The organism is Mesorhizobium sp. M0601 (assembly GCF_040320845.1).
Classification (GTDB): Bacteria; Pseudomonadota; Alphaproteobacteria; order Rhizobiales; family Rhizobiaceae; genus Mesorhizobium.
Genome location: NZ_JAMYQK010000002.1, coordinates 117,772 through 134,855, shown reverse-complemented (window position 1 = coordinate 134,855; position 17,084 = coordinate 117,772). Strand labels below are relative to the sequence as shown.

Below are 17,084 nucleotides of genomic sequence, written 5' to 3'. Positions count from 1 at the left end.
GCGACATCCGCCTGGCCTGCATGGGACGAAGTGATAGCGCTTACGCATGCCTGGCCGCTTCGCCCGAAAGCGCCATGGCTGCTATGGCCCGTGCGGGCCAGCATGCCGGGCCGAGAACGCCGCCGCCGCCGCCCGCGACGGCAGGTCCAGCTTGAGCAGAATATTGGCGACGTGGCGCTTGACGGTGTGTTCGCTCAGCCCGAGTTCGGCGGCGATCGCGGCATTGCTCTTGCCGTCGGCGATGAGGTTCACCACCTCGCTTTCGCGCGCCGTCAGTGCGGCCGGCTCGGCAGCCTTGGCCTTCGGCCGGCAGGCCGGCTCCAGATGCTGTTCCGAGGTCGCCTGCACCAGCGCCAGCGGCTCATCCAGCTCGTCAAGCGCGATGCGCCCGGCGTCATTGAAATGAAGGCCTGAACCGGCGGCGAGGTCGGCGACCAGCCGCGAAGCGAGGATGTCGCCGCGCCCGGCATGCGCGGCAAGCTGCATCGTCACGCGCGCCGTCAACCCCGTCGGCGGCCCACGCAACTCGACCTCGCCGACATGCACGCCCTGCGCGCTGGCGACGCCGATCTCCTGCGCCGCATCGCGCAGCGCCGCCGCGCAGCGTACGGCCCGCGCCGGGCCGTCGAAGCGCGCCATCATCAGCTCGCCATGCGTGCCGGCCGGGCGGCCGCCATGGCGCCCGACCAGCAGGCGCCATGTTTCCTGAAAACGTCGGCTGCGCTCGCTCCACATACGGTCGCCAAGCCGCGCCGTGTCGTAGATCCGGGTGACCAGCAGTGCAGCCAGCACGCGCTCGGCCTCGGCAACGGCGCGCGCTCCGGTCAGGAATTCCTCGATCAGATCGGCCACCCGGTCGACATCGCCGGTCCAGATCGGGTGGTCGCGCCCGGCCACCTCGACCAGCCGCGCATTCGGGATCTTCCTTGCCAGGAAGCGGCTGGCCTCCGGGTCGACGCGCGCATCGTTGCGGCGATGGATGAGCAGCGTCGGTGCGCTGATCGCCGCCAGCACGCCGCGCACGTCGATAGCCGCATTCATGCGGGCCAGGGCGATTGCCGCGGTCGGGCTCGCCGACAGCCGCTCGAAGCGCGCCCACCATGTGGCGAAACGCGGATCGTCGACGCGGCCGGGCGCGAAATGCGGCAGGGTGGCGCCGGTGCCCCATGCGGTCTCCGCCGTCGCGATGAACGCCTCAAGGCGTTCCGGCGGCATCACCCATTTGTGGAAATGCGCATAGCCGCCATAAAGCGCCAGCGCCCGCGTCCGCTCCGGGTAGGTGGCGGCGAACAGCATTGCCATCGGCGCGCCTTCCGAAGCGCCGAGCAAGGCGGCGCGGCCGCTGCCGGTCGCATCCATCACCGCGCGTACATCGTCCATGCGGGTTTCGAGGCTGGGCAGGTGGTGGACATCGACGCGGTCGGACAGACCGGTGCCGCGCTTGTCGAACAGGATCAGCCGTGAGAACGCGGAAAGCCGCTTCAACAGCCGGGTGTAGCCCTCGTCTTCCCAGTGCAGGTCGAGATTGGAAATGAAACCCGGCACGAAAACGAGATCGAGCGATCCCTGGCCGACCACCTGATAGGCGATCCGCGAGTCGCCACTGAGCGCGTATCGAGTTTCGATCGGCCTCACGAGTTGTCCGCCCGACCCGACGATTTCTTATCGCCGGATCATAGCAGAGGCGCGCGGCCTGCGGCAGATGAAACTTCAGAGAGTGTGAATGTGGGCCCGCGGCGCCTACTTCTGTGACGCGGCGGCAGTCTCGGTGTTCGCTCCGCCGACGCTAAAACCTGCGCCCTCCGGCGCGCCCGGCCGCTTGATGTGTGGCGCGGCCGCGACGACAAGCTCGTTGAACCCCTCGCCACCGCTGTCCAGCATCTCGAACAATTGCCGGCGCATCCTCGGCTCCCAGAATTTGTTGATGTGCTCGGCGACGCCGGCAATGCCTTGCTCGCGCGGCTTTGAGTGGAAAAAGGCGGCAATCTGGTTGGCCATGCGAACCAGCTTTTCGCTGGTGCTCATGAGGTGGCCTTCGTCATGCGACATGCTTGGCAACTCCGGAAACCACGCGGTCAGGATGGGTGAAAATATCGAAATCGTCGCCGCGCACCAGCGCCACCAGCGACATGCCGGAATCGTCCGCGGTGCGGATGGCAAGTGCGGTCGGCGCCGAGACGGCAATGATGACGGCCGAGCCGATCGCCGCGGTCTTCTGCACCATCTCGACCGAAACGCGCGACGTCACGACGACGGCCCCCGACCTGCCGTCGATACCGGCTTTGGCCAGCGCGCCAGCCAGCTTGTCCAGCGCGTTATGGCGGCCGACATCCTCGCGCGCCATGGCGATGCCCTTGCCGGGAAGGTAAAAACCGGCGGCGTGGACGGCACCGGTCTCGGCGTGCAGCGGCTGCAGCTTCGACAGCAGCTTGACCGAGCGGACGATGTCATTGGCCTGAAGTGTAAGTTGCGACGCACCGACCGGGTTTACCGAGCGCATCGCCTCCTCGATCGATTCGATGCCGCACAGCCCGCAGCCGACCGGGCCGGCCAGGCGTCTGCGACGCGCTTCGAAGCGGGTGTTGGCCTGGTCCTTCAGCCGGATCTGGATATCGATGCCGGCGCCGTGATCCTCGACCTCGATCGCTTCGATTTCGTCCGGCGAGGCAATGATGCCTTCGGTCAGCGAGAAGCCGAGCGCGAAATCCTCGAAATCAGCCGGGCTTGCCATCATCACCGCATGCGTGGTGCCGGCAAAGGAGAACGCCACCGGCGTCTCTTCCGGCACCATGCGGTTGGCGGCCGCAGTGCCGCCGGCGCGGCGCGCGAGGCGCGAGATCTGCGCAATGGCTTTGCGGCGCGCGGTCAAGGACTACTCCGCCGCTTCCAACTTCGCGATGCGGCGGCTTTGCTTTGCCTGCTCGTCATAGTCGCGCTGCCATTCCGACGGGCCGTTGGATGCACCCACCTGCACCGCGGTCACCTTGTATTCCGGGCAGTTGGTCGCCCAGTCGGAGAAGTCGGTGGTGATGACGTTAGCCTGGGTGTCGGGATGGTGGAAGGTCGTATAGACGACGCCCGGCGACACCCGCTCGGTGATCAGCGCGCGCAGCGTCGTCTCGCCGGAGCGGCTGGTCAGCCGCACCCAGTCGCCGTCGCGCAGGCCGCGATTTTCGGCATCGTGCGGATGGATCTCCAGCCGGTCCTCGCTATGCCAGACCACATTGTCGGTGCGCCGGGTCTGCGCGCCGACATTGTATTGCGACAGAATGCGGCCGGTGGTCAGCAGCAGCGGGAAGCGCGGTCCGGTCCTTTCGTCGGTCGCGACATATTCGGTGCGGATGAACTTGCCCTTGCCGCGCACGAAGCCGCCGATATGCATGATCGGCGTGCCTTCCGGCGACTTCTCGTTGCAGGGCCACTGCACCGAGCCCACCCGGTCGAGAAGGTCGAAGGAAACGCCGGCGAAACTTGGGGTTGTCTTGGCGATCTCGTCCATGATCTGGGACGGATGCGTGTAGTTCCAGCCGAGGCCGAGCGCCTTGGCGAGCTCCTGCGTCGCTTCCCAGTCGGCATAGCCGCATTTCGGCTCCATTACCTTGCGCACCATGTTGATGCGGCGCTCGGCGTTGGTGAAGGTGCCGTCCTTCTCGAGGAACGTCGAGCCGGGCAGGAACACATGCGCGTAGTTGGCCGTCTCGTTGAGGAAGAGGTCGTGCACGACGACGCATTCCATCGCGGCGAGACCGGCGGCGACATGCTTGGTGTCGGGGTCCGACTGCAGGATGTCCTCGCCCTGCACATACAGCCCCTTGAACGAGCCGTCGACGGCCGCATCCAGCATATTGGGGATGCGCAGGCCGGGCTCGTCGTCGAGCTTGACGCCCCACAGGCTCTCATAGATGGCGCGCACCGCGTCGCCTGAAATGTGGCGATAGCCGGGAAGCTCGTGCGGGAACGAGCCCATGTCGCAAGAGCCCTGCACATTGTTCTGGCCGCGCAGCGGGTTCACGCCGACGCCCGGCCGGCCGATATTGCCGGTCGCCATGGCGAGGTTGGCAATGGCGATGACGGTGGTCGAGCCCTGGCTGTGCTCGGTCACGCCGAGGCCGTAATAGATCGCGCCGTTACCGCCGCGGGCGTAGAGCCGCGCCGCGCCGCGTATGTCGTCGGGATCGACATTTGCAAGCTGGCCGATCACTTCCGGGCTATTTTCCGGCAGCGCCACGAACGAGGCCCAGTCCTGGAACTCGTCCCAGTCGCAGCGCTCGCGGATGAAGGCCTCGTCGAACAGGCCCTCGGTGACGATGACATGGGCAAGTGCGGTCAGCATGGCGACGTTGGTGCCCGGCTTCAGCGGCAGATGGAACTGCGCCTCGACGTGGGCCGAGCGCACGATGTCGGTGCGGCGCGGATCGAGCACGATCAGCTTGGCGCCCTCGCGCATGCGCTTCTTCATGCGCGAGGCGAACACCGGATGCGCATCGGTCGGATTGGCGCCGATCAGCAGGATCACGTCCGTCTGCTCGATCGAATCGAAATCCTGCGTGCCGGCGGAGGTGCCGAAGGTCTGGCCGAGGCCATAGCCGGTCGGCGAATGGCAGACGCGGGCGCAGGTATCGACATTGTTGTTGCGGAAGCCCTGCCGGACCAGCTTCTGGACGAGGTAGGTCTCCTCGTTGGTGCAGCGCGACGAGGTGATGCCGCCGATCGAGGTGCGGCCGTACTGGTACTGGATGCGGCGGAATTCGTTGGCGGTATGGGTGAGCGCCTCTTCCCACGACACTTCGCGCCACGGATCGCTGACCTTCTCGCGGATCATTGGCTTCAGGATCCGGTCCTTGTGCGTCGCATAGCCATAGGCGAAGCGGCCCTTGACGCAGGAGTGGCCGTGGTTGGCCTTGCCTGCCTTGTAGGGCATCATGCGGATGACCTCGTCGCCCTTGACCTCGGCCTTGAACGAGCAGCCGACGCCGCAATAGGCGCAGGTGGTGACGGTCGAGCGCTCGGGTAGGCCTTTCGCCAGCACGGTCTTTTCCCTCAGCGCATCGGTCGGGCAGGCCTGCACGCAGGCCCCGCACGACACGCATTCGGAATCGACGAACGCCTCGTGCATGCCGGCCGAGACCCTGGATTCGAAGCCGCGGCCCTCGATGGTCAGCGCGAACGTGCCCTGCACCTCCTCGCAGGCGCGCACGCAGCGCGAGCAGACGATGCACTGCGTCGGATCATAGGTGAAATACGGGTTCGATTCGTCGCGGGCGATGTAATCGATGGTCAGCGAGCCATGGCCGGGCGCCACGCCGTTTTGCTGCTTGACGTGGTTGCGGCCGTCCACGCCATAGCGGTTCTCGGTCAGGCCGACCGTCGTGACGACCTTGTCGAACTCGCTGGCGCCGGTGCCGGCCTTCTCGCCCCACGCCGCCGGGTGGTCGGAGACGTAGAGTTCCATCACGCCGCGGCGAATGGCGTTCAGCCGATCGGTCTGCGTATGCACGACCATGCCTTCGCCGACCGGCGTAGTGCATGAAGCCGGCGTGCCGCCGCGCCCGTCGATCTCGACGAGGCAGACCCGGCAGGAGCCGAACGAGTCCAGCATGTCGGTGGCGCACAGTTTCGGGATTTCGACGCCCGCTTCCATCGAAGCGCGCATGATCGAGGTCCCCGCCGGCACCGTTATCGACTTGCCGTCGACGGTCAGCGTCACTTGCTGCTCGGCTTCAGAGGCAGGTGTGCCGTAGTCGATTTCCTGGACCAGCGATTTGATGTCGAATGCCGCGTTCATGGCTGTCCGCTCCTATTCCGCTGCTTCGGCGACCGGCGTCAGCCGAAAGTCGTCCGGGAAATGGTTGAGTGCACTCATCACTGGATATGGGGTGAAGCCGCCGAGAGCGCAAAGCGAGCCGAACTTCATTGTGTTGCAAAGGTCGGTGACCAGCGCGATCTGCTTTTCCGGTTCGACGTTCTGGGCGAGCCTGTCCAGCACCTCGACACCGCGCGTCGAGCCGATGCGGCACGGCGTGCACTTGCCGCAGCTCTCGATGGCGCAGAATTCCATGGCAAAGCGTGCCTGCTTCAGCATGTCGGCGCTGTCGTCAAAAACGACGATGCCGGCATGGCCGATCAGCCCGTCCTTGGCGGCAAACGCTTCGTAGTCGAACGGCGTGTCGAACAGCGCGCGCGGGAAATAGGCGCCGAGCGGGCCACCCACCTGCACCGCTTTGACCGGGCGTCCCGTCGCCGTGCCGCCGCCGATATCGTCGACGATCTCGCCGAGCGTCATGCCGAACGCGGCCTCGTAGAGACCGGGATACTTGACGTTGCCCGCAATCTGGATCGGGATGGTGCCGCGTGAACGGCCCATGCCGAAATCCTTGTAGAAGGCAGCGCCCTTGTCCATGATCACCGGCACCGAGGCCAGCGAGATGACGTTGTTGATCACCGTCGGCTTGCCGAACAGGCCCTTGTGCGCCGGCAGCGGCGGCTTGGCCCGCACCTGCCCGCGCTTGCCTTCGAGGCTGTCTAGCAGCGCGGTCTCCTCACCGCAGACATAGGCGCCGGCGCCGACGCGCACTTCCATGTCGAATGAATTGGCCGAGCCGAGCACATTGACGCCGAGCACGCCGGCCTTGCGGGCGATCTCGACAGCCTTCTGCATCACCGCCACCGCGTGCGGATATTCGGAGCGGATATAGATGAAGCCCTTGGTCGCGCCGGTGGCGATGCCGGCGATCGCCATGCCTTCGATCAGCACGAAGGGGTCGCCTTCCATGATCATGCGGTCGGCGAACGTGCCGGAATCGCCTTCATCGGCATTGCAGACGATGTATTTGCGGTCGGCCGACGTATCGAGCACAGTTTTCCATTTGATGCCGGTCGGGAAGCCGGCGCCGCCGCGACCGCGCAGCCCGGACTCGGTCACCTGCTTGACGACCTCGGCCGGCGTCATCGCCACTGCATTCTGCAGGCCCTTCAGCCCGCCATGCGCCTTGTAGTGGTCGAGCGACAGCGGATCGGTGACGCCGCAGCGCGCAAAGGTCAGCCGTGTCTGCCTTGCCAGGAACGGGATCTTGTCCGGTGCGCCCAGCCAGCGCTTGTGGTGGCCGCCGGTGAGGAAGCCGCAGTCGAACAGGCTTTTGACGTCGGATGGCTTCACCGGCCCGTAGGCGACGCGGCCAGTGGCTGTCGCAACCTCGACCATAGGCTCGAGGAAATAGGCGCCGCGCGAGCCGTTGCGCACGATCTTGGCCTCGATGCCGCGCTCGGCCAATTCCGCCCGAACCGCCTTGGCGACCTTTTCCGCACCGAGCGCCAGCGCGCCGGAATCGCCGGGAATATAGATACGCGGGATCATGAGCGCACCTCGGCAACGATCTCGTTGAGCTTTTCGTCGTCGAGCCGCCCGATCACCTCCCCGTCCAGCATTGCCGACGGCGAGCAGGCGCAAAGGCCGAGGCAATAGACCGGCTCCAGTGTCACCGAACCGTCGCGGGTTGTCTCGTGGAAACCGATGCCCAGCAATGATTTGAGCTTGGCGGCAATCGCATCCGAGCCCAACGACTGGCAGGCTTCCGCCTGGCAGAGCTTCAGCACATGGCGGCCGGCGGGCTGGCTGCGGTAATCGTGATAGAAGGTGACGACGCCATGAACATCGGCCCTGGAGATGTTCAGCGCCTCGGCGATGATCGGCAGTGCGTCCTGCGGCACATAACCGAACTCTTCCTGTATGCCGTGCAGGATCGGCAACAGCGGGCCTTCGAGGCCTTTCAGCTCGTGGATGATCGCCGCCGTGCGCGATGCGATCTCGGTACTTGCTAGCTGCATCGTCATGCAGCGCCCTCCCTGGTCGTGGCGGTATTCCGCTAAGTGGTTAGGAAATCAGAGGAAACCCGCTAAATCAATAAAGCCGATCCGTTGCTCGATAGAGATTTTCTATCGTTCGCGTTCACTAGCATTGTCTAGCCTAGCGGCGGCCGTGGAAATCGTCCGCCAGCGCCATTGCCTCGTCCAACAGCGCCGAGACCAGCGGCGTGTGCGGTTCGCGCCGCGCCGCCACCAGCCCGACCGTGTGGCTGGCATCCGGCTCGACGATCGGGATCGCCCGGATCGGCTCGGAAAAACCGAAGGTTTCCGCAAGGTTAAGCGGCATGATCGACGACCATTTGCCGGTGCGGATATGCGAAAACAGCACGATCATCGAGTTGGATTCCAATGTCGGCCGCACCTGCACGCCGGCTTCGGCCAGATGCTGGTCGATGATGCGGCGGTTCTGCATGTCCGGCGTCAGCAGGCAGAGCGGCAGCTGGCTGAGTTCCGCCCATGTCACTTTGTCGCGGTCGAAATAGGGGTTCCCGACCGCGGTGATCAGCTGATAGCGCTCGTCATAGAGCGGCACGCTGGTGACGCGTCCGAGCGGCTCGTTGTCGAGATAGGTGATGCCGGCGTCGATGTCGAAATTGCCGAGCAGCGATAGCACCTCGATCGAGGTGCGCGACAGCACCGAGAAGGTGACGCCGGGATGCTTTGCCCGAAACGGCGTCGTCAGTCGCGCCACCATGGCCAGCGCCGTCGGGATCGCGGCGATGCGGATGCGCCCCGACAGGCCGTGGCGCGCCGCCCGCATCTCCTCGCGCATGGTCCTGCTATCGCCGACGATGCGGCGCGCCCACACCAACACCTGCTTGCCTTCCGGCGTCAGCCCCTGGAAGCGCGAGCCGCGCAGCACCAGCATCACGCCGAGCTGGCCTTCCAGCTGCTTGATGCCGGCCGAAAGCGTCGGTTGGGTGACGCCGCACACCTCCGCCGCCCGGCCGAAATGTTCTTCCCTGGCAAGTGCTATGAAGAATTCCAGCTTGTCGATCATGCCGTCGGAGCCTGTCATGGACGCTGTGTCCGATCTTAGCGCGCAAGGTCGGGGAAATCGCCTTCGGCCGCAAGCCGCCTGTGTAAATCGTCCGCATCCACATCTTTCAGCCGGCTTACTGTTTCCCGCGATGGAATGCGGCGCTATGTGGATGAGACGGGGTCGTGGACTGGACACGACGGGAGTACCGAACATGCTGGGCTGGTTCCGCAAGCTGCTGCCGCGCGAAGATCGCTTCTTCGACCTGTTCGAGCGGCATTCCCGCACCGTGGTCGGTGGCGCCGAGGCACTGCAGCAGCTTTTGCAGGGCAACGACATCGAGCGCTGGTGCCAGACGATCATCGATCTCGAGAACGAAGCCGATCAGATCACCGCGGAAGTGCTGCTGGCCGTGCGCCGCTCCTTCATCACGCCCTTCGACCGCGGCGACATCAAGGACCTGATCCAGTCGATGGATGATGCCATCGATATGATGCACAAAACCGTCAAGACGGTAAGGCTGTTCGAGAAGAAGGAATTCGACCCGCTGATGCAGGAAATGGGAGGTGTCATCGTCGAGGCCGCCAAGTTGGTGGCCGAGGCGATCCCGCTGCTCGGCAAGGTCGGGGCGCATACGGTGCGCCTCAACGCCATCGCCGAGGAGGTCATGCGCGCCGAAGGCCGGGCCGACGACCTGCACGAGCAGGGCCTGAAGGACCTGTTCAAGCGGCACGGCCGCAGCGATCCGATGGCCTATCTGATCGGCAGCGAGATTTATGGCCAGCTGGAAAAGGTGGTCGATCGCTTCGAGGACGTCGCCAACGAAATCAGCGGCATCGTCATCGAGAACGTATAGTGTCAGAAGCCGCAATAGCCTTTCCCGTGCTGGTCGGCCTTGTCGTCGTCGCGCTGTTCTTCGATTTCCTCAACGGCCTGCACGATGCCGCCAACTCCATCGCCACCATCGTCTCCACCCGGGTGCTGCGGCCGCACTATGCGGTGTTCTGGGCGGCCTTCTTCAATTTCATCGCCTTCATGTTCTTCGGTCTCCACGTAGCGGAGACGCTCGGAACCGGCATCATCGACGCCAGCATCGTCACGCCGGCAGTGATCTTCGCAGCACTTGTCGGCGCCATCGTCTGGAATGTCGTCACCTGGCTCGTCGGAATCCCGTCCAGCAGCTCGCACGCTCTGATCGGCGGTTTGGTCGGCGCCGGGGTTGCCAAGGCAGGCACCGGTGCCATCGTCTGGGCCGGGTTGGGCAAGACGACGGCGGCCATCGTGCTATCGCCGGCGGCAGGCTTTCTGCTGGCGCTTGTCTTGATCCTCGCGGTCTCCTGGCTGTTCGTGCGGCAGACGCCGTTCGCCGTCGACAGCACCTTCCGCGTTATGCAGTTCTTTTCCGCCTCGCTCTATTCGCTCGGCCATGGCGGCAACGACGCGCAGAAGACCATGGGCATCATCGCCGTGCTGCTCTATTCGCAAGGCATGCTCGGCGCGAATTTTTACGTGCCGCTGTGGGTCGTCATCACCTGTCAGTCGGCGCTGGCGCTGGGCACGTTGCTCGGCGGCTGGCGCATCGTCCACACCATGGGCTCGAAGATCACCCGGCTGAACCCGATGCAGGGTTTCTGCGCCGAGACCGGCGGAGCGATCACCCTGTTCGCCGCCACCTGGCTCGGTATTCCGGTATCGACCACGCACACGATCACCGGCGCTATCATCGGCGTCGGCGCCGCCCGCCGCGTCTCCGCCGTTCGCTGGGGCATTGCCGGCAACATCGTGGTCGCATGGATCGTCACCTTGCCGGCAACCGCGGCGATCGCGGCTCTCACCTACTTCGCGGTCGGTCTGGCAAGGTGATGTGAGCATCATGGCGCCTGGAGCCGCCTCTGGCGCGGCGACTACCGGTCCACAAGATTCAGGATGTTGCCGTCCGGATCCCTGAACCATGCGACCTTCATGCCGTGACCGACATGGATGTCACCCTCAAGCGTCAGCCCGGGCATGTCGTAATGCTCGAAGATCACGCCCTTCGATTTCAATGCCTCAACGATCTTGCCGAGTTCGTCGCCGACCGTCCATGTCACAGCCGTCGCCTTGTTGGTCCCAGCGAAGTTCGAACGGTAGACGTTGATGCTGGTGTCGCCGCTTTTATAGACGATCAGTTCGCCACCTTCATTGTGCACCTCTTTCAGGCCAAGGACCCCTTCGTAGAATGCCCTGGCCTTGGCCAGGTCCTTCACGGCGAGATTGGCCGTCGCGTTGCTGTTTGCGAGCATGATTCGTCTCCTTCCCTGGCTGTCATTCCATGCTCATGAAATAGGCTGCGCTGACGATTTGGCGACGGCTGCTCCCACTGGAAATGCCGTCATATGCTCGCTGCCTCCCCGATACGCCGCTGCAATTGGTGGTCCATCGCTTGGTTCTGTTCCGGAACTGCATTATCTGGAGCGGAAAAGTAGAGGAAAAACTCATGCCCGCCGCCAATGAAAACGTGACCAAGGAAATCGTTATCGAGCGCCTGAAGACGGTCAATGGGCCGGATTTCACCGGCAATATCGTCGACCTCGGCCTGGTTTCCGAGATTTTCATTGCCGATGCCAAGGTGTTCTTTTCGATCACCGTTCCCGCTGCCCGTGCCCAGGAGATGGAACCGCTGCGTGCGGCGGCCGAACGTGTCGTCAAGGCGATCCCCGGTGTTGCCGGCGCCGTGGTCGCGCTGACGGCGGAAAAGAAGGGCGGCGGCATGGAGGCGCCGGTTCCGCAAAGACCGGCTCAGAGGCCCGCTCCGCCGGCCGCACCTGCGCGTCCCACGCCGCAGGCGCCCGCCTCGCACAGCCAGGGCAAGCGCGGCGTACCCGGCATCGAAGCGATCATCGCCGTCGCTTCCGGCAAGGGCGGCGTCGGCAAGTCGACCACCGCCGTCAATATCGCCCTTGGGCTTGCCGCCAACGGGCTGCGGGTCGGGGTGCTCGATGCCGACATTTATGGCCCTTCCATGCCGCGTCTGCTCAACATTCGTGGCAGGCCGCAGACCGTCGACGGCAAGATCCTGAAGCCGATGCAGAATTATGGCCTCAAGGTCATGTCGATGGGCTTCCTCGTCGATGAGGAGACGCCGATGATCTGGCGCGGGCCGATGGTGATGTCGGCATTGACGCAGATGCTGCGCGAGGTCGAATGGGGACCGCTTGATGTGCTCGTCGTCGACATGCCGCCCGGCACCGGTGACGCCCAGCTGACCATGGCCCAACAGGTGCCGCTGGCCGGCGCCGTCATCGTCTCGACGCCACAGGACCTGGCCCTGATCGATGCGCGCAAAGGCCTCAACATGTTCAGAAAGGTCGACGTGCCGCTATTGGGTATCGTCGAAAACATGAGCTATTTTCTCGCCCCCGATACGGGAAAACGCTACGACATCTTCGGCCATGGCGGCGCCCGCCGCGAGGCCGAGCGTCTCGGCGTCACCTTCCTTGGCGAAGTGCCGCTCGAGATGGGCATCCGCGAAAGCTCCGATGCCGGCACGCCGGTGGTGGTCTCCAAGCCGGATGGCGCTGAGGCGAAAATCTATCGCGACATCGCCGCCAAGGTCTGGGACCGCGTCAATGAAGAGCGCGGCGCGGCCGAGGCTGCAGTGCCGAGCATCGTGTTCGAGTGATGCGGATGTCCCTCCCCAAGTGGGCCCCTTGAGGGGGAGGGTGGCCGGAAGGGTCAGGTAGGGTCCGCGGCGACGCGCTCCAACTCTCCGGGATGGCGGGCTGACAAACCACGATCCCGTCTGGCGCGGAGGCAGATGTATGTCTTTCGTACCAAAGAGCGGATTCGGATGGCGCGTGCCCCTTGCCTGCTCCCGCGCGTTGTCATATCGATTTGTCATACAAATACGGAGACCACGATGGCAGGCGCCCCCACCCACAAGAAGAAATTTCGCTCGCAGGAGTGGTTCGACAATCCCGACAATCCGGGCATGACGGCACTCTATCTGGAGCGCTACCTGAATTACGGGCTGACGCGGGCCGAACTGATGTCCGGCAAGCCGCTGATCGGCATCGCCCAGACCGGCTCGGACCTGTCGCCCTGCAACCGCCATCACATCGAACTGGCCAAGCGCGTGCGCGAAGGCATCGTCTCGATGGGTGGCATCCCTTTCGAGTTCCCTTGCCACCCGATCCAGGAGACCGGCAAGCGGCCGACTGCTGCACTTGACCGCAACCTTGCCTATCTCAGCCTGGTAGAGGTGCTCTACGGCTATCCGCTTGACGGCGTAGTGCTCACCATCGGCTGCGACAAGACGACGCCAGCCATGCTGATGGCCGCGGCCACCGTCAACATTCCGGCTATCGCGCTTTCGGTCGGCCCGATGCTCAACGGCTGGCACAAGGGCAAGCGCACCGGCTCCGGCACCATCGTCTGGGAATCGCGCCAGCGCCTGTCGGCCGGCGAGATTGGCTATGACGAGTTCATGGATATCGTTGCCTCCTCGGCGCCGTCGACCGGCTATTGCAACACGATGGGTACCGCCACCACGATGAATTCGCTGGCCGAGGCGCTCGGCATGCAATTGCCGGGCTCGGCCGCTATCCCCGCCCCCTATCGCGAGCGCGGCCAGATCGCCTACGAGACCGGAAAGCGCATCGTCGACATGGTGCATGAGGATCTGAAGCCGTCCGACATCATGACCCGTAAGGCCTTCGAGAACGCCATCGTCGTCAACTCGGCGATCGGCGGCTCGACCAACGCGCCGATCCACCTCAACGCCATCGCCCGCCATCTCGGCGTGCCGCTCGACAATGACGATTGGCAGAAGGTCGGCCTCAACATACCGCTCATCGTCAATCTGCAGCCGACGGGCGAATATCTCGGCGAGGACTATCACCATGCCGGCGGCGTGCCGGCCGTGGTCGCCGAACTGATGAAGGGTGGCCTGCTGCCCTATCCGGAAGCCATGACAGCTAATGGCAAGACCATCGGTGACAATTGCAGGGGCGCCGTCAACGAGAACCTCGACGTCATCCGCACGGTTGCCGAGCCGCTGAAAGCCAATGCCGGCTTCATCAATCTCAAGGGCAATCTGTTCGATTCGGCGATCATGAAGACCAGCGGCATCTCGCCCGAGTTCCGCGAGCGCTATCTGTCGAACCCGAAGGACCCCGAAGCCTTCGAGGGCAACGCCATGGTGTTCGACGGGCCCGAGGACTATCACGCCCGCATCGACGATCCGGCACAAGGCATCGACGAGCACACCATCCTGTTCATGCGCGGCGCCGGCCCGATCGGCTATCCGGGCGGCGCCGAAGTCGTCAACATGCAGCCGCCGGCCTATCTGATCAAAAAGGGCATCCACGCGCTGGCCTGTATCGGCGACGGCCGCCAGTCGGGCACGTCGGGTTCGCCCTCGATCCTCAACGCCTCGCCGGAAGCCGCCATCGGCGGCGGGCTGGCGCTGCTGAAGACCGGCGACCGCGTCCGCGTCGATCTGCGCAAGGGCACCGCCGACATCCTCGTCAGCGACGACGAGATCACGCGGCGGCGCGCCGAGCTGCACAACAATGGCGGCTATCAGTATCCGAAGCACCAGACGCCGTGGCAGGAAATCCAGCGTGGCATGGTCGACCAGTTTTCCGAAGGCATGGTGCTGAAGCCGGCGGTGAAATACCAGGATGTGGCGCATACAAACGGGGTGCCGAGGGACAATCACTGACACCAGGATCCGTCGCATGAGCCAGCCGCCGGTGCAGGCAATTTGCCGAGGTCAGCGCCAGGAGGGGTAGGGTGGGGGTACATCGTAGAGCGAAAGCCTCGGCTTTCCACCTGCGATAGCCTGCCGATAATGGGCAGAAATGCCCGGCACAGGGTTGGACGCGGTCATTTGTCAACAGCGATTGCTCCCGCGAGAACGGCAATGCTTGACAAGCGAGCGCGACAAATCCACGATCATCGCAAGGGGTTAATCGCGACGACCCCGTGAGGCGTCAGCCCAATGTTCGCGTCCAAGCTTCTCTTTCCAGGAGGTGGACGCCATGCCGTCGACAACAACCATCACCGTACCGCAACTATCCCGTCTGATTGGTCTGCCGGGTGCACCCGCGATCATCGATGTCCGCATCGACGATGACTACAACGCCGACCCGCGACTGCTGCCGGCGTCGGATCGGCGTGATTTCAGGAGTGTCTCGAACTGGGCTGCCGACTTCGCCGGCTGGCAAGTGACAGTCGTCTGCCAACAGGGAAAAAAGCTCTCGCAAGGCGTGGCCGCATGGCTGCGCCACGAGGGCGTTGCCGCCGAATCGCTCGACGGCGGGTTTGAAGCGTGGCGCGATGCCAAGGGCCTTCTCGTTGACGCCCGCAAGATACCGCCCCGCGATGCCAAGGGCCGCACCGTTTGGGTGACGCGTACGCGCCCGAAGGTCGACCGCATCGCCTGCCCCTGGCTGATTCGGCGCTTCATCGATCCTCACGCGGTCTTTCTCTTCGTCGAGCCGGCCGAAGTGTCGGCCGTCGCCGATCGCTTTCAGGCCGTGCCTTTCGACATTGAGAACGTGTTCTGGAGCCATCGCGGCGAACGCTGCACCTTCGACACCATGATCGAGGAGTTCGGGCTTAAATCCGAAGCACTCGATCGCTTGGCCACGATCATACGCGCCGCCGATACTGCGAGCCTCGATCTTGTTCCACAGGCGGCCGGGTTCCTGGCCGCCTCGCTTGGCCTGTCACGGATGTTTCGCAACGATCTGGAGCAGCTCGAGGCCGGCATGCTGCTCTATGATATGTTCTTCCGCTGGTGCCGCGATGCCACCGAGGAGACGCATAACTGGCCGGCCGCCGGCGCAGTCAGCGCGGGCAAACCATCGTGAGCGCCGTCCTATCGAAAAAGCCGGCGGAGATTCAGGAGCCCGCTGTGCCGAGCTTCCGGCAGGCCGTGAAGGTCTGGGCGAAAATCGGCGTGCTCAGCTTTGGCGGGCCGGCCGGGCAGATCGCGCTCATGCACAAGGAACTGGTCGAGGAACGGCGCTGGATCGGCGAACAGCGCTTCCTGCATGCGTTGAACTACTGCATGTTGCTGCCTGGCCCCGAGGCCCAGCAGCTCGCCATCTATATCGGCTGGTTGCTTCACAAAACGGCCGGCGGCCTTGTTGCCGGCATTCTCTTCGTCGTGCCGGGCGCGCTTGTCATGCTCGTCCTGAGCAGCCTCTATGCGCTCTATGGCGATGTACCACTCGTCGCGGCGCTGTTTTTCGGGGTCAAGGCGACCGTGCTCGCCATTGTCATCGAGGCGGTGATCCGGATCGGCAGACGCGCGCTGAAAAACCCGATCATGGTGTCGATCGCACTCGCCGCCTTCATCGCCATCTACGCGTTGAACGTGCCGTTTCCGCTGATCGTCCTGCTTGCCGGCCTGACAGGCTGGATCGGCAACCGTAGTGCGCCGGCATTTTTTTCAGCCGCATCGCAGGGCAAGGGCGATGTTCCCGACATCAAGGGCGCGGTGGATCTGATGTTCGAGCGCGGTGAACTGACCCACGTCAGGCCGACGCGATGGCACGCGCCGCGCACTTTGGCGATCTGGCTGCCGATCTGGCTGGGGCCTGTTCTGCTGGTCTGGGCTTTCACCGGCCCTGCCAGCGTCTGGACGCAAATCGGTGGCTTCTTCAGTGTCATGGCGGTCGTCACCTTCGGCGGCGCCTACGCAGCCCTTGCCTATGTCGCGCAGGCAGCGGTCGAGTACTTCGGCTGGCTGGCACCCGGTGAAATGGTCGACGGCCTTGGACTTGCCGAAACCACGCCGGGTCCGCTCATCCTGGTCTTGCAGTTCGTCGGCTTCGTTGCCGCGTTCCGCCAGCCGGGCTTGCTGGCGCCGCTGGTTGCCGGACTGTTTGGCGGGCTGTTCACGCTGTGGGCGACGTTTACCCCATGTTTCCTATGGATATTCCTTGGCGCGCCTTACATCGAAGCGCTGCGCGGCAACAAGGCGCTGTCGGCGGCGCTCGGTGCGATCACCGCCGCCGTCGTCGGCGTCATCATGAATCTCGCTCTATGGTTCGGCTTGCACGTCATCTTCGGCGAAGTGCGCAATGTCGGGCTTGGAATGGACGTGCCGGTGCTTTCATCGATAGACTGGCGCGCGGCGCTGCTTTCCTGTGCCTCGATGATCGCCATTCTGAAGCTGAAGATCGGTATCCTGCCGACGCTTGCCGGATCGGCGCTGGCCGGTGTCTTGTTGCTGGCGGTAAGTAGCTGA

14 protein-coding genes are annotated in these 17,084 nt (G+C 64.4%); 6 read left to right on the top strand and 8 right to left on the bottom strand.

The annotated features are described in order from the left end of the window. Positions 1 to 81: 81 nt before the first annotated feature. From NKI41_RS03115 to NKI41_RS03085, 7 genes are all read right to left on the bottom strand, one after another. The gene (locus NKI41_RS03115) at positions 82 to 1,635 is read right to left on the bottom strand and encodes an alpha/beta fold hydrolase (protein WP_352681352.1); all 1,554 of its coding nucleotides are present in this window, start codon (positions 1,633 to 1,635) and stop codon (positions 82 to 84) included. A 105-nt stretch (positions 1,636 to 1,740) separates the two neighbouring features. Further along, positions 1,741 to 2,049, bottom strand: a complete 309-nt coding sequence (locus tag NKI41_RS03110) for a formate dehydrogenase subunit delta (RefSeq protein WP_352469984.1) — start codon at positions 2,047 to 2,049, stop codon at positions 1,741 to 1,743. Further along, positions 2,039 to 2,869, bottom strand: a complete 831-nt coding sequence (fdhD, locus tag NKI41_RS03105) for a formate dehydrogenase accessory sulfurtransferase FdhD (protein WP_352681350.1) — start codon at positions 2,867 to 2,869, stop codon at positions 2,039 to 2,041. Before fdhD ends, NKI41_RS03110 begins: the two co-directional genes overlap by 11 nt. A gap of 3 nt (positions 2,870 to 2,872) precedes the next feature. Continuing rightward, the gene (fdhF, locus tag NKI41_RS03100) at positions 2,873 to 5,785 is read right to left on the bottom strand and encodes a formate dehydrogenase subunit alpha (RefSeq protein WP_352681348.1); all 2,913 of its coding nucleotides are present in this window, start codon (positions 5,783 to 5,785) and stop codon (positions 2,873 to 2,875) included. 12 nt (positions 5,786 to 5,797) lie between these two features. Next, positions 5,798 to 7,354, bottom strand: a complete 1,557-nt coding sequence (locus NKI41_RS03095) for a formate dehydrogenase beta subunit (RefSeq protein ID WP_352681345.1) — start codon at positions 7,352 to 7,354, stop codon at positions 5,798 to 5,800. Next, the gene (locus NKI41_RS03090; RefSeq protein ID WP_352681343.1) at positions 7,351 to 7,830 is read right to left on the bottom strand and encodes a formate dehydrogenase subunit gamma; all 480 of its coding nucleotides are present in this window, start codon (positions 7,828 to 7,830) and stop codon (positions 7,351 to 7,353) included. Before NKI41_RS03090 ends, NKI41_RS03095 begins: the two co-directional genes overlap by 4 nt. Before the next feature lie 133 nt (positions 7,831 to 7,963). Next, positions 7,964 to 8,863, bottom strand: a complete 900-nt coding sequence (locus NKI41_RS03085; RefSeq protein WP_352470186.1) for a LysR family transcriptional regulator — start codon at positions 8,861 to 8,863, stop codon at positions 7,964 to 7,966. A gap of 193 nt (positions 8,864 to 9,056) precedes the next feature. Between NKI41_RS03085 and NKI41_RS03080 the strand changes: the two genes are divergently transcribed. Both NKI41_RS03080 and NKI41_RS03075 read left to right on the top strand, forming a co-directional pair. Further along, a complete protein-coding gene (locus NKI41_RS03080; RefSeq protein ID WP_352469989.1) occupies positions 9,057 to 9,698 on the top strand; it encodes a DUF47 family protein in 642 nt (213 codons plus the stop codon). After that, a complete protein-coding gene (locus NKI41_RS03075; protein ID WP_352469990.1) occupies positions 9,698 to 10,705 on the top strand; it encodes an inorganic phosphate transporter in 1,008 nt (335 codons plus the stop codon). The genes NKI41_RS03080 and NKI41_RS03075 overlap by 1 nt, the downstream gene beginning before the upstream one ends. A 41-nt stretch (positions 10,706 to 10,746) precedes the next feature. On the opposite strand, the gene NKI41_RS03070 is transcribed toward NKI41_RS03075, so the two are convergent. Next, a complete protein-coding gene (locus tag NKI41_RS03070; protein WP_352681341.1) occupies positions 10,747 to 11,124 on the bottom strand; it encodes a VOC family protein in 378 nt (125 codons plus the stop codon). 194 nt (positions 11,125 to 11,318) lie between these two features. On the opposite strand from NKI41_RS03070, the gene NKI41_RS03065 reads away from it, so the two are divergent. From NKI41_RS03065 to chrA, 4 genes are all read left to right on the top strand, one after another. After that, positions 11,319 to 12,503 (top strand): Mrp/NBP35 family ATP-binding protein, encoded by a 1,185-nt coding sequence (locus NKI41_RS03065; protein ID WP_352469992.1) that lies wholly within the window; start codon positions 11,319 to 11,321, stop codon positions 12,501 to 12,503. Between the two features lie 237 nt (positions 12,504 to 12,740). Continuing rightward, the gene (locus NKI41_RS03060; RefSeq protein ID WP_352469993.1) at positions 12,741 to 14,546 is read left to right on the top strand and encodes an IlvD/Edd family dehydratase; all 1,806 of its coding nucleotides are present in this window, start codon (positions 12,741 to 12,743) and stop codon (positions 14,544 to 14,546) included. A gap of 319 nt (positions 14,547 to 14,865) precedes the next feature. Continuing rightward, positions 14,866 to 15,699 (top strand): chromate resistance protein ChrB domain-containing protein, encoded by an 834-nt coding sequence (locus NKI41_RS03055; protein WP_352681339.1) that lies wholly within the window; start codon positions 14,866 to 14,868, stop codon positions 15,697 to 15,699. Next, positions 15,696 to 17,084 carry a chromate efflux transporter gene (gene chrA, locus NKI41_RS03050; RefSeq protein WP_352681337.1) on the top strand — a complete coding sequence of 463 codons (1,389 nt, stop codon included), beginning with the start codon at positions 15,696 to 15,698 and terminating at the stop codon, positions 17,082 to 17,084. The genes NKI41_RS03055 and chrA overlap by 4 nt, the downstream gene beginning before the upstream one ends.